The 13,898-nt window shown below is 61.8% G+C and carries 6 protein-coding genes; 3 read left to right on the top strand and 3 right to left on the bottom strand.

Annotated features, from left to right (window positions below; all coding sequences use genetic code 11):
- Positions 1 to 5 precede the first annotated feature (5 nt).
- Genes F9288_RS21420 through F9288_RS21430 form a run of 3 tightly spaced genes read left to right on the top strand, consistent with a single transcriptional unit; the run spans position 6 to position 5,073 of the window.
- On the top strand, positions 6 to 926 hold the full coding sequence (locus F9288_RS21420) for a DUF4007 family protein (RefSeq protein ID WP_174839278.1): 921 nt from the start codon (positions 6 to 8) through the stop codon (positions 924 to 926).
- Positions 923 to 4,237 (top strand): ATP-binding protein, encoded by a 3,315-nt coding sequence (locus F9288_RS21425; protein ID WP_174839279.1) that lies wholly within the window; start codon positions 923 to 925, stop codon positions 4,235 to 4,237. The genes F9288_RS21420 and F9288_RS21425 overlap by 4 nt, the downstream gene beginning before the upstream one ends.
- A complete protein-coding gene (locus tag F9288_RS21430; protein ID WP_174839280.1) occupies positions 4,234 to 5,073 on the top strand; it encodes a phosphoadenosine phosphosulfate reductase family protein in 840 nt (279 codons plus the stop codon). The genes F9288_RS21425 and F9288_RS21430 overlap by 4 nt, the downstream gene beginning before the upstream one ends.
- A gap of 5 nt (positions 5,074 to 5,078) precedes the next feature.
- On the opposite strand, the gene F9288_RS21435 is transcribed toward F9288_RS21430, so the two are convergent.
- From F9288_RS21435 to F9288_RS21445, 3 genes are read right to left on the bottom strand one after another with little or no spacing between them, the layout of a single operon-like run.
- On the bottom strand, positions 5,079 to 10,511 hold the full coding sequence (locus F9288_RS21435; RefSeq protein WP_174839281.1) for an FtsK/SpoIIIE domain-containing protein: 5,433 nt from the start codon (positions 10,509 to 10,511) through the stop codon (positions 5,079 to 5,081).
- The gene (locus tag F9288_RS21440) at positions 10,508 to 12,058 is read right to left on the bottom strand and encodes a hypothetical protein (RefSeq protein ID WP_368076242.1); all 1,551 of its coding nucleotides are present in this window, start codon (positions 12,056 to 12,058) and stop codon (positions 10,508 to 10,510) included. The genes F9288_RS21435 and F9288_RS21440 overlap by 4 nt, the downstream gene beginning before the upstream one ends.
- Positions 12,055 to 13,818, bottom strand: a complete 1,764-nt coding sequence (locus tag F9288_RS21445) for a hypothetical protein (RefSeq protein WP_174839282.1) — start codon at positions 13,816 to 13,818, stop codon at positions 12,055 to 12,057. Before F9288_RS21445 ends, F9288_RS21440 begins: the two co-directional genes overlap by 4 nt.
- Positions 13,819 to 13,898 lie beyond the last annotated feature (80 nt).

The following is a 13,898-nucleotide window of genomic DNA, read 5'->3' on the forward strand; positions in this document are numbered from 1 at the left end:
CTCTCATGAGACAAGGCGCGTTCGACAATGATTCGAGAGGGCAGTTCGCGGGACATGAAACCTTCCCGCTTCGCCTGCTATGGCTGAAGAAGGCATTCGATGCCGTAGCGGAGGGGGCGCCATCTGGAACATTTCAAGAACAAGATGCTATCGCACGCTTTGGCGTAGGGCGCAACATGGCCGCTTCGATCCGCTATTGGGCGCTCGCCTCGCGGTTCTTCGAGGAGAGCGATAAGCACATTAGGCCGAGCGCGCTCGGCGCACTCGTCCTCGCCGACAAGGGGTTCGACCCCTATGTCGAACAAGCCTCAACCGTATGGCTGACGCATTGGCACATCGCCAGCGACGCGCACATGACGACCACGGCCTATTATGCCTTCAATGCCCTCGCAGCGATTGAGTTTGATCCGGCAACGCTGATCGAGGAGCTATTGACGTTGGTCACAGCACGCGGATGGCGGGCGACACGCGGCACCCTGAAGCGCGACGTTGAAGTGTTCCTGCGCAGTTATGTCCGTCGCGGCGATGCTCTGAATGAGGATGCGGCCGAACCTTTGCTTGCTGAACTCGGGCTCATTCGGGAAGCCCGTCTTGGCGGCTGGTACGAATTCGTGCGCGGACCAAAGCCCAGCCTGCACGATGGCGTCTTTGCCTATGCGCTTGCGCAGTTCTGGGAACGACAGGGCGGCTCGACCGCGCTGACCGCCGAACAAATCTGCTATGCGCCCGGTTCGCCAGGCCGGGTCTTCAAGCTTGATGAAGACAGCGTGATCACACGGCTGATGCATCTCGACGAGATTACCGATGATGCGTGGCAATGGACCGACACCGCAGGCCTGCGCCAGATTCAGCGGCGCGCCGAGATCGATCCGCTGGAGCTAGCCGCGCTTGCGTATCAGCGCCACGCGTTGGCGGAAGCGGCATGACCAAGCTGTCGAAAATCGTCGAAATCGATCGTCGCTTTGCTCGGTCGGCGCGCATTGATGCCGATCTGAACGGGACACCGCCTCTCGTCGGCTACGTGATGCAAGCGAGTGTGGCCAAGGCCCTGACGACGCTCGCCGATAGCCAGATTGAGAGCCATCAGGGCGCCTTCACCTGGACCGGCCCCTATGGTGGCGGTAAATCGAGCGCAGCCCTGCTCGTTGCCAATTTGATCGCTGGTGCGCCCGAAAATCGCAAGATTGCGCGCAAGATCGCCGGCAAAGCGCTCACGACCGTCTATCAGAAGGCGTTCCCGGAGGCTTCCGGTCCCTGGCACGTCGTCGCAGTGACCGGGAGCCGGATGCGGTTGCGCGACGCCATTGCCGACGCCGCCGCAATCACGTTCCAATGGGATGAAGTGACGAGGCAAAGCGCTGGTTCCAGCGACGATGGCCTGATCACCCAGATCAAACGATCGAGCGAGACGCACAGCAGTGGAACGCTGGTTGTGCTCGACGAACTCGGCAAGCTCCTCGAGCATGAAGCGCTCGACGGGGGCGATATCCATCTACTCCAGGACATCGCCGAGCATGCATCGCGCAGTGGTGGCCGACTTGTCGTCATCGGCATCCTACACCAGTCCTTCGAGCAATATGCCGCCCGCGCCGCGCGAGACGCTCGCCAGGAATGGGCGAAGGTGCAGGGCCGTTTCCACGACATCGCGTTCTTGAGTGGCGCCGATGAGACTGTCGCGCTGCTTGGCCGCGCAATCTCCTGCACGGCTCATCCCGACATAACAAAAGCCAGCGCGCGTGACGTCGCGCAGGCTGTGGCGCTGCGCCGGCCTACCGAAGTCGATGCTCTGACTGAGGCCTTAGCGGCGACCTGGCCGCTGAACCCCGTCACCGCGCTGCTGCTAGGACCGGTATCACGTGCCCGTTTCGCGCAGAATGAGCGAAGCGTCTTCGGATTCCTCAGTTCGGCAGAACCCGCCGGTTTCCAAGAGTTTCTGCAGGCCACGGAGGCCGGAGAGGCCACCTATGATCCGGCGCGTCTCTGGGATTACCTAGCGTCCAATTTTGGAATGGCGCTTGCCGGCGGCAATGACGGCAACCGGTTCAGTCTCGCCTTCGAGGCTATCGAGCGCGCCGCGGTCAAAGGCGGCGATACCCATGTCGCGCTGACCAAGGCCGCTGCCGTCATCGAGTTTTTCCGCAACGGATCCGGGTTGGCCTTGGCGGACGATATCCTAGCGCAGGCGGTCCCCGGGATCGGGGCCGACCAGCGCCGCGACGCGATCGCTGACCTGCTCGACTGGGCAGTCCTGATCCGCCAACCGCGGCTGAAGGGCTACGCTCTCTTCGCAGGCAGCGATTTCGACCTTGAAGAGGCCATCGGTCGATCGGTCACGCCGATCGACACCACCCAGCTAGAAGGCATCCCGCAGCGGGTCGGCCTCGGCTTTGCGACCGCGAAGCGGCATTATTTCCTGACAGGCGCGCTGAGGACGTTCGAGATCACCCTTCAACTTGTTGGCGCAAGCGACACGGCAGAGAGCGTCGCGGCTGACATTCTGGCGAAGCCGGCGCGGGGTAGCGGTACATTGGCGCTGGTCCTAAGCGACGGCTCGATCGGTAAGGGCGAGGTCGATCCACTTTGTAAGGCGATCGCCAAACGATTGACGAAAAGCGGGCGCGTCATCGCGGTGGGTGGCGCTACCGACAGTTTCGCGCTCCGCGCCAGCGCCGCGGAATTGATCGCGGTCGAACGCGTTTTCCGGGATCATCCCCAATTGGAGGGCGATCGGATTGCCCGGCGCGAGATCGCCGCCCGGCAATCGCAGTGCATCGACGTCCTGCATCGCACGCTTGAGGCCGCGCTCGAAAGTGCCAAGTGGATCCTCTCGCCCAAGCCCGGCAAGGCCTTGCGCGAGCCCTTGGCGTTGATCGCAAGCGCCCTGGCTGACGCAGGCTATCCGGACGCGCCAATCCTCAAGAGCGAGCTACTTCAGCGCGACCGCCCATCATCCAATTCGATGGCGGCACTGCGTGATCTTGCCCACGCGATGGTCAGCCGGTTCGGCACCTCCGATCTTGGCATGACGGGTTATCCCGCTGAACTCGGCCTCTACCTCACCGTCGTGAAGCCGTTCGGTCTCCACCGTGAGATCGAACCCGGTCGGTTCGATTTTGCGCCCCCTGACGACAGCGAGCAGGGTCGTTCGCTTCAGCCGGCGTGGGCGCTGATTGATACGGCAGGCGACCAAAATCTGGAGGAAGTCTACGCGCGCTGGGCAAAGCCGCCTTACGGTATCAAGGCCGGGGTGATGCCGGTGCTGGCCCTTACCTATATGCTGGCAAAGCGCGATACAGTGGCCGTCTACATCGACGGCGTGTTTCAGACCGCGATCGACGATGTCATCGTCGACAAGCTTCTGCAGCGCCCCGCCGACTTCAGGCTTCGCAAAATCGACCGCTCTGTACGCGAGACTGCCTTCCTGAGCGGCCTTGCCCGCCACTTTGGCGTCGATCATGATGGTGCGTCCCTTCCCGTCGCCCAAGCCCTTTATCAGCGCTTCGAAGCGTTGCCGACCTTCGCAGCACGAACCAATCGGCTGAGTGAAGACACTCGGCTTGTTCGGCGGGTCGTGCTCAAGTCGACCGATCCCGAAGCAATGCTGTTCGACGATCTGCCCGCTGCTTTCGGCGATCGGCTGACGCCCGATCTGGTGGTTGGGGCGCTGGCCGAGTGCGAGGCGAGCTACCCGGCCCTTCTCGACGAACTCCGCGCGGCGCTGGCCCGTTCGCTCGGGGTCGATCCGCTCACCTTCACCGGTATGGGCGAGCGCGCGGCCATCACCCATGGGCTCACCAATGACTATAATTTCGAAGCATTCGCCGATCGCGCCGCGGCGATCGAAGCGGGTAGCGGCGATATCGAGGGCCTGGTCAGCATACTGCTCCATCGCCCGGCGCACGGCTGGTCGGATCGTGACCGCGAACAGGCGTTGACCGAAGTCGCGCGTTATGGCCGCCGGTTCCGTGAACTCGAAGCGCTAGCGGTCGTTCGCGATCGGGGCGCGCATACTGAGGCTCTCGCGCTCGTGGTTGGGCTTGATCCGTTGACCCCGCCCTTGATGCGTAGTTTCGTCCTGACCGACGTCGAAAAAACAGCTGCGGCAGGCCTTGCCGATCGTGTCCTCGCGACCTTGGGCGCTGATCGCGCTGATCGGCGGATGCAGTTGGCGGCTCTCGCCCGGGCCGTCGCGAGCCTCGCTGGCGAAGACGACCGGGAAGAGGCGGAAGCGGCATGACCCAAGAGCGACATATATTGGGAATCTCGGGGGGCCGGGACAGTGCCGCGCTCGCGGTCTACATGAGGCAATATCATCCCGCCCTTCCGATCGAATATTTCTTCACCGACACCGGTAAGGAACTGCCGGAGGTCTACGAGTTTCTCGACAAGCTCGAAGGGTTTCTCGGCAAGCCGATCAAGCGGCTAAACCCCGATCGCGACTTCGATTTCTGGCTGTCGGAATATGGTAATTTTCTCCCGTCGCCGCGCACCCGCTGGTGCACGCGGCAACTCAAATTGCGCCCACTCGAACATTGGCTGCGCGCCGATCTGGATGCAGGTATCACCGTACACTCCTACGTTGCGATCCGGTCCGACGAGCCGAGCCGCGAAGGCTATCAGTCGACCCACACGAATATGAAGGTACATCTACCGCTGCGGGATGCCGGGATCGATCGGGCCGGTGTAATCGAGATCCTCAGCCAAGCCGACGTTGGCGAGCCGGCTTATTATGGCTGGCGGTCCCGATCGGGCTGCACCTTCTGCTTCTTTCAGCAGAAGATCGAATGGGTCAGGCTGGCTGAACACCACCCGCAGCGCTTCGCCGAAGCGGTCGACTATGAGAAGACGGCGCTCAAAGACGGGTCTCCCTTCACATGGAGCCAGGGCGAAAGTCTAACCGAGCTGATCGAACCCAAGAGAGTGGATCAGATCAAGCTCGACTATGACAAGCGGCGGGAACGGCTCCGGCGCAACCGCAGGATCAACCCCCTGTCAGCGCGCGCATCGGAGACGATCGACGATGTCTATGGCATCGATGAAGCGGCTGGCGGCTGCGTCATCTGCCATAAGTAGCGCCGTCATCCGCTAAGCCCGTCATTGACGATTATGGCATCGACAGCACGCTCGATGTCGTCATCCGACAGGAATGGTGCCTGCGCATAGATGATGCCGGGTTCGCCCGACAGGCGGGCCGCGAGATGGCCAAGACCCAGCAACTGCTCCGCGCCTTTCACCCCCAAGGCAATCTCGGATGTGCCGACGCTCGCGACCTTGAGGATCAACCGGTTGCCGAGATTGTCGCGCAACTGCATCGGCATCACGTTCGCATCCGGGCGCTGCGCCGCGAAGATCAGATGGATGCCCGCGGCGCGCGCCTTGACCCCGAGCCGGGAAACATTGGCGGTCACCGCCGCCTTATAATCCTCGGTCAGCATCCACTCAGCGAACTCGTCATGGACCAGGAATTTGAGCGGTAGCCGGTCAGACGGGCCGGCCTTGGTATTGAAGGCCCGGATGTCACGCGCGCCATGGACACGAAACAGCTCATACCGTCGCTCCATCTCGGCGACGAGCCCCTCCATTACCTCTATTGCCTGACCCTGCTCGACAATGACTCCGCCCTGCAGATGGGGGAGCCGCTCGACTGCCGCATAATCCACACCCATTTTCGGATCGATCAGGTGAATATGCGCAAGCGCGCTGGGATTGGTCGCAGCTATATCCAGCAGTAGCGCCTGGATCAGCACCGATTTGCCACTACCGGTCGCGCCGGCGACCAGCGTGTGTGGCTCGTGCGGTTGGCCGCCGCCAAAGGCGCCACCGAGGTTGAGATAAAGGATCTCGCCATCGAGCTCCTTCAGGCCCAGCACGAAGGAGGTATTGACCCCGGCGGGGTTCCGATTGATCTCCCGGCGCGCCCACACATCCCACAGCGAAACGATCTGCCGCTGTGGCCTCGCCACGCCCACCACGATCTCGCCGGGAAGGGGGGAAATGGAAATCAGGCGCAGCCCGTGCGTCGTCAACAAGGCCGATTGCCGAGCTTCGATATCTTCGACCCGCAGTCGGTCACTGCCCATGAAGCGAATAAGGGCGGCGTTCGGCGTCAGCCTCGTACCGACAATCTTTGCCTGGAGGGTGTAGCCAAGAAGCGCAGTCCGCAGCTTCTGCGCCGTCTGTTCAAGCCAGGCCTGTTCCTCCGCTGAATCCTCATGCGACCGCTCGGCATTGCTTTGGATCAGCGCCTCAAGCGACTGAGCGGCCGGCACCTGTATTACGTTCGGTGTCGGAATAGGGGGAGGACCGGCGACCGGCTCCGTCGCGCTTTCGACGGCCTGTTCCTCCACCTCCGACGCTACGAACGGTTCAGAGATCGGCGAAGCGTCGTCTTCGTCAGATGCCATCCTCGGCGAGACGGACATTGCAGGCCCAGATTGCGGAGACGGCTTCGGCACCGATCCCGACGAAATGCCGCCATCACCGTCGTCATCATCGTCGTCATCGCTGATGTCGCTTATGATCGGTGTCGGCAGAGCGGCCTTAGGATCGATGGCGATCGCCTTGGTCCAGTCAACGCGCGGTGCCGGATCCCGATAACTTGCCTTATCCCAGAGATGGATTTCTCCGAGCGCCGAGCGGACGCTGCCCAGCGGAGTCTTAGCCTCATAGGCCTTGATCAGTTGCCGTAGGCCCTCGCGAGTGAACGTCTCCTGCAAACCGTTGGCGATGTCGGTGATCGGGTCCTGCTCTCCGAGCGAACTCCCATCGTCCGCTGGACCAGATACCAGAATGTGGGAGTAGCCGCGCAGATCAATGGGGACCGAACCGCGGCGGATGCCATCACGAACCCGTTCGAGCAGCGCGGCCTGTCCCAGCGCAGCGGTGCCGTCGAGAAGAAGGTCGGCGATCCGCGAAAGCCAAAGGTCGCGGTCGAGCCGACCTGGGTCGCCAAATAAGGCGTCGTCCATACGCGTGACCGTATGCCGCAGCTGCTGGCGTGACTTGCGTGACGCTTCGGCAAGTCCCGACGCGTCGACATATTTGGCTTCGGTAACGATCGCGCGCAGCGTTGCGTTGCCGTCCGGCGCTGGCGCCACCGAAAGCGCGAGGATATCGGCGATCCCTTCTTCGCGCTGGCCGAGCCACTCGGCATAATCGTCGAGCAGGAACCAGGCCACGGTCGCATTGCCGCCGAGTTCCTCCGCGACCAGCGCACGGCTGAGCACGAGCCCGATCAATTCGCCCGCCGAAACGCCGCGCTTGGCAGCGCGCAACACGATATCGCCAGAGATGGCAGCGGCATCGTCGATCATACGCCGCGCCAGTGCCGACAACTTATCGTCGCTCAGGCCGAGCGACAGCTCGGTAAGGCGACGCCGAACGAGCACATGAAGAATTCGCAATTCGGACGTCGATGAAACGACCATGTTGCGGCCGTGTGTGCGCTGACGCCGGTAGCGGATGACGCTGATGCCCTGGGCAGCGAGCTGCCGCTTGTCGAGCAGGTCATCATAGGTTGCGACCCATTCAGCAAGCGCATGGACCTCATCGAACATCGACTTGAGGCCATGGTCCTGAAAGGAAATTTGCCGGGCCGGAAGATAGTGCTCATTCACGCCATGCGACTGACGACGAATGACTCCCGCAACCGCGTCGACATAGGCCCAACCCGCATCAGGCTGACGCGGACACGTCAAATAGCTAGTGGCCTTGAGCTCGTCCTCGGCGGTCACGCGCCGATAAGACCAACGCGCCGGTACATGCTCCAGTAAGCCGGGATTGTGGGCTTCGGCCGGGACGGGGAACCAGGCCTCTCGCGCCTGGCGTGAGACAACGTCATGGAGGAAGGCGACATCGATCTCTCGCGTCTTGCCGTCGCCGCCCGCGCCGCCGCTATCGAGCATGACGCCGATGCGGAGCTTCGACATGAAGTTGCGTGATGTTTCGCTGACTACGACAGCGTCAGGGTCGCCTTCGGACCGGTCGAGCAGCTCGCCATAGACATGTCCGAGCTTCGATCGATCGCGATGCCGAACAAGGACGTTGCAATGAACTTCGTCCTGATCTTGCACCGAACTCAACGCATTGACGGTGGCAAGCGGTAGGCCTGCGGCGTCGCAATTGTACAGCATGATGCTGAGATTGGAGCGTTCGTGCGGCTGAAGGTCGAGATAGCGTTCTAGGAGCCCACGAATCTGGCGTGAGGCTTCAGCCGGATCAACATCGGTGGACGCCTCGGAAGGGTCGCGCACCGGGCGTTCGAGCAACGAATAGTCATTCGTCGTGCTCGTCTCCGCAAGAAGAACCGGCTCTGTGCCATCATACCCGACAGCGATTTCTGGATAGAGCGGATGAGCGAGCTCCTCCCGAAGGTCCGAGAAGAAGAGCCGCGAATCGCCGAAATTCACTTCGACGTCAGACAAGAGGTAGTCGACCAAGCCGGTTAGCGACCGGGTCTTCACCGCTGTTCCGGCAAGACGCATCGGATGCCATGGCGCGATGATGGCAGAGAGGGCAGCGCCGGTCACCATCACGGCCCCGATGCCGAGTATCGGCTCCCACAGGTCGCGCCGGTTGATATCGCCACCAGCATGGACACCCAGACTGCGAAGCAGCGCTCCATAAGCTTCGACCTGTTCAAGAAGAACAGGTGAGGCGTAGCCGGAACTCTGCAAAGCGGTCAGGGCTTCGGTATATTTCTCGGCAAATGCCTCCCAGGCCGCGCCGATCGCCCGACCGCCCTCCGCGGTGATACGCCCGGCAGTAACCGCGATCTTGAGTTGCTTCGGAAAGAGTTTGCCAACGTCCTCACCGGCATTGGTGCGCGGGACCAGCGATCCCGCGTCCTGCCCGAAAGCGGGCTGCAATGTGCCGACGTCTGCGAGGGAAACTGACTGCAGCGCCCCTTTGTGGCTGACCGCGAGCCGGGCGACATTGGTTCGCATCAGCGGCCGCTTGAGCAACCGGGCGAGATCGCTCGGCAATTCGAGACCAATCGCATTGGGCTGCGCCTGCCAGACAAGCTGAACGACGGCACGTTCGGCGCTTGCGCCAGTGCCCACCTCAAGAACGATGTCGAACTTGATCTGCAAGCTCGCGCGCGAAACAGACACGTTGGCCCTGTATTTCTTGCGGCGCTTGGCGCGTTCAAGGAGCGCCTCATATTCAAATAGATAGGGCACGTCCCACGTTACGGCCGCGCCCATCAACGGTTTCAGGCCGCGATAGCGCAGGCCGAAAGCCAGGCCGACATCGGCATTGACGTCGAGCCATTGGGCGCGACTGCGCCGGGAGGATCTGATCGTCAGCTTCCGTGCGTTGCCATAGGGCGTCACCTGGCCGAACAAACGCTCAATCGCGCGCAACAGGCCGTCGGCGAAATCGCTGCACTCAATCGGGCGCCCGAAGATGAAGCGCTCCCATTTCGCCCGGAGCGCCTTGTCCTGCACGAGATCGTCGCGATGATTCTCAAAAAACTCGCGATCGTCGTCGCGGGTTTCCTTGAGCGAGCGCGTTTTGAGGACCTTGAGATACTCGATATCGGCATCGCTCAACCGGCCCGGCAGCTCGAACTCGAAGAAGGTGACGGTCTCCTCGGGGAGGGTCGTCTTTTTCTGCTTCAAGCCGGAGAACAACTGCAGGATATTCTCGGCCTCCCACTCGAAGGTCGACAAGGCCTCGGCTTCGGCTCCCCAGCTCGGAGCGGCGTCGATGAAGGCCTCAATCGTCTCATAAGCTGCAGGGATGATGTCATCGCGGACCTGCTCGAACTGGGATCGAAGCTCTTCGCTTTCGATGATCTGCCGGTTGGAGCGCTGCTTGGCGAGGAGCGGTTTCCGGTCGCTGACGAGTTTTTCGTAAAGCCGCTTCCAGCGGCGGAACTGCTCAAGATCCTTTTCCCGCAGGCCTAGGAAATAGCCGCTGTCGCGCGGAAGATGGAGCGCCGGCAGCGCCCAACCCAAGGCTTCCGAGACGGGCTTGGACTGCTCCTCGATGCATTGACGCGTGAGCGCAACATAATGGGAAATCTGGTGAAGCGTCCAATCGTCAGCTTCGTTGAGCCCACGCAGCGCCGCCTTCCAGGCCCCAATCTGGCTGTCCGGCAACCCCAGACCCGCACAGGCGGCATCGACCCACGGCTGTGGATCTTCGGTCAGTTGCTTGGCACCGAGGAGCGTCACATCCTGCAGCGAGGCGCCCTGATCGTCGTCGGTATTGGCGAGGAGAAGGGCCGGCTTGTCACATTCCGCATTGCGGATCGCGACCGTCCGTTCGTCCGTCACGACATGCTGGGGCAAATCGTAGGCGGCAACCAAGCTCCGTGGAATCGCGATCTTCAGGCGGAGATCGGTCGTCGGATCCTTGAGCAACGCCATCGTAATGGCGGCGACCTGCTCGCCGGTCAGACGGTCGAGCAGGAAGCGAGCCACACCGTCATCCTCGGCGATCGCGTCGAGCCGGAGCCGCAATGATGTGGCGCCTGCGGCGCCGATCAGTTCTGATGGTTTCACGCCGCCTCGGTCCGCTGGAATGGGTTTTCGACATAGGCGCAGGAGTCCGATAGACGCTTGAGCAGCCCAAGGCTCGCAAGCCGTTCTTCGAGCCGCCTGGCATTGTCGGAGAAGTCCTCCTGATCGGCATTCCCGCTCGCGATCAGACCGCGCGCCTGCCCATCGCCGATGACGATCCCGTACCGATCGTAAAGGCGCGCAAGGAAGTCCTTGAACTCGATACGACGGTCGACACAGGCGACGACCAGCGTCTTGAGCAGGCGGTCAGTTGGCGCATAGCGAACGCGGCGGCTTGAGCGGCGCGACGATAGCCCAATCGCGCGTGCCCAAGTCGCATGAACCTTGCCGACATGCTGTTTGTGGCGCGTGACGGCACGATCGATCAGCTTTGTGACCAACTTGTCGGGCGCGCCCGCAATATCTTCGCTATCGTCCGGATCGGGCCAGTCGAAGGCTTTCTTGAGAATTTCCGCCGCGTTGAGCAGCGGCTCGTCCGACGCAACGGCGGCCTGCCACTCGGGCGTCTCGGTCGCAGCGCGAATGTACCGTTCGAGTGCTTGTTGCGGGAGCATATTATTGTGCTGAAAAGAGTCGGCCGAAAGATCGCGCACAACCGACTTCTTCGGAGAAACGATCTCGCACACGATTGTGATCGGGTCGCGGTCGAGCACCTCGCGCGAGCGGTCGAGCTGGTAGAGGATCATGTTGAGACCAGTGACCGACACCAGGTGGGGAATTGCGTCATAGGCAGGGATGGGCAAGGCGAGAATTGCCAGCCAATCCTCTGTCAGCCGGTCGAAGATCGGATGGGTCGAGCAAGGGAGGAATGCCCCCCCGCGCTCGGCACGGGCCAATTGCGGTTCGCCCTGCAGCGCACGCACCATGCCGTCATAGGGCGCCGCATTTTCAAGGAAGCGCTCGACCAGCTTGCTGCGTAACTCGGCGGAACGGCTGCTCCGGCACAGCATCAAGTAGAGGATTTCCCCGGTACGCGCGAAGAAGCGGCGGTCGGTCGAAATGCCGCCCTTCGCGCTGACGCTGACGTCCTCGTAAAGCGCGTTGGGGCCGAAGGGGAAGACGAACTTGGAACTCCAGCGCTTATTGCTGGTCCCTTCGATGGCCGAACCCTGGAGGAATTTCACGACCGCAGCGAAGTCTTGAAACTGCTCGAAACGCTCACGCAGATAAGAAAAATCGGGATGCTCAAGGCCGCCCGCGCTCTGCGCCATTTTCTCGAGCCAAAGTGCCCAGGCCGCCTCGTCGGAGCGGGTCTCGGCCTCGACCGTCATAATGTGCGGGTTGTTGAAGATGAGATTGCGCAGCTTCAGCTGCACCTGCGGCCGGTAGGAAAGGCTGTTGAGGGCACCCTCATCAAGTGCTCGGCCGGAGTTATGCTCGGCCAGCAGCACCGTGAGAAACTCCATGAAGGTGAGCCAAGGCGATTGCTCGTCATGGAGACGATGACCCCAGATCGCCTCATCCACCCACATTTGCGGGCCGGACTTGTCCTCAAACAGGACCGGGCGGTTCAGAATTTCCATGCTCATGCCCGCACCATCACGCGGCGCTGGATGGCACGCCCGTCTCCCCCAAGTTCGATGAAACGCAAAACAAGCTCGCCATCGACCGCCTGATCATCGCCATCCAGTTCCCGTCGCTTCTCGGTCTCGCGCAGCAGGCGCGCCTTGAACGCGAGCAGATCCTCATGGCATTCGAGCGAAAAGCTGCTGGGAAGCGCGCCTTCCGCGACGCGACCCAGAAATTCGAACCGCGTCGGTGAGAGCGCCAGCACCACCAGTGGGATCTCGTTTCCACGAACGAGGCGGACCGACACGCCAAACCCACCGGCACCGTCCGCGACAAGATTGACTTCCTCTCCCGCGGCGCGAGGGACGGAGATCAACTCATCCAGCAAGGGGCTGCGTTTTGATTGCGAATAGCTCCCCGACGTAGCCAGGACGAGCTCATCCTGATTCTGGACGAGCATGCCGGTGAAGATGCGATTGAGCCCTCGCACGACCTGACCCAGGGCCTGTCTCGGCAGCGCTTGCTTCGCTGCGAGCTTATCGGCCACCTCGAGAAAGAGCCCTGCAAAACGAAACACCGTCAGATCCCAGAGCTGATAACTCTCGGCCAGGGCATCGGGCAGCGTGAAGAAGAGCCGCTGTCGTTGAGCCCGTAAGGCCGCGAGGAATTGGCTCCGATCGGTTCCCTCATCGCCTTCCAGATACGCGCGCTGAGCCTGCGCGAAAGCGGGCGTGGCGCCGTATATCGGATCGCTCAAAACGAGGGCGGCATAGGGTTCGGCTTGGGCCGGATCGTCAGCGCCATAGACCAGAAGGTTGTCGACCCGATTGCTGGTTTCGGCCCCAATCCCAAAGAGGTTGAGCTTTTTAAACAGCTCGGTCTTCTCCGCGCGGCTCTGCTTGAGATTCTCGCCGAAGATGTTCCGGTAGACACTGGCGAGATCGGCGCGTCCGCTTTGCTGAATGCCGGGCACATCGGCGCAAGACATGAGTCCGTCGCGCGCTGCCGGGTGCCCGAGCAGGCTGTTGGCAACCAAAGCAAGGAGCTGGCGCACGGGAAAGTGGCCGCCATTGCGCTCGCTCAGTTCGATCAGCGCGGTGAGGCGGCGCTGGAACGGGTCGCTCTCTTCCTCCGCCATAAGCCTGCGGCGATTTTCGAGGATCGGACAAACCTGACCCTCGGCTTGTGAAGGGCAACTCGCACAGCCAACCCATCCCTCATGGGTCGTGATTGCTTCGATGATGTCAGCCGTCATCTTGGCGGCAGGCGCGCGGCTCAGATCCTTCAGTTCCAGCCGCATTCCGACATCAGAGGTCTTCCCGACGACGAGCAGATCCTCGACCACTGTCGCTAGGCGTTTGACGGTGGGGGTGTCGGGCGCTGTCTTGAGCTTCTCCAGCAGCTGACCGTGATTGGCCGCGAGCAGGTAAAATGTCGATGATGCCGGATCGATTACGTCGCGCGCGAAAGCCTCGATGAGCTCGGCACCTTCATCGTCCATCAACTCGCTCAGATCCTTGACGATCACGAGCGTCCGACCTTCGAGGGCAAGCCGCTGGATCTTCGCACCCTGGTTCCAAACCGCAGCGTCGCCGCCCAGCGCAATCCAAACTTCGCGGCAATGATAGGTTTTGCCGTCGCCAGCGGTGCCGGTGATGATCTGCGAGAGAGGGGTGTCGCTTTGAAAATTGTCGAGCAAGGCCGGGAGAAACTGCGCCGGGAGCGTAATCGGCGTGATCTTGTGCCGCTTCAGAGCCCGCTGAATCGATTCATCATACATGTTGTCGTTGGTAGGAATGGGGCCATAATTCCGTAGGAATCGAACCCAAGTCGCTGTTGACGATGTTTCCGACAAACCTA

Origin of the sequence: Sphingomonas sp. CL5.1 (genome assembly GCF_013344685.1) — a bacterium.
GTDB lineage: Bacteria > Pseudomonadota > Alphaproteobacteria > Sphingomonadales > Sphingomonadaceae > Sphingomonas.

Bases quoted from the DNA above. Each gene is read 5' to 3' on its own strand.
- F9288_RS21420 (WP_174839278.1), top strand. From the start codon at position 6: ATGAGACAAGGCGCGTTCGACAATGATTCGAGAGGGCAGTTCGCGGGA.
- F9288_RS21425 (WP_174839279.1), top strand. From the start codon at position 923: ATGACCAAGCTGTCGAAAATCGTCGAAATCGATCGTCGCTTTGCTCGG.
- F9288_RS21430 (WP_174839280.1), top strand. From the start codon at position 4,234: ATGACCCAAGAGCGACATATATTGGGAATCTCGGGGGGCCGGGACAGT.
- F9288_RS21440 (WP_368076242.1), bottom strand. From the start codon at position 12,058: ATGAGCATGGAAATTCTGAACCGCCCGGTCCTGTTTGAGGACAAGTCC.
- F9288_RS21445 (WP_174839282.1), bottom strand. From the start codon at position 13,818: ATGTATGATGAATCGATTCAGCGGGCTCTGAAGCGGCACAAGATCACG.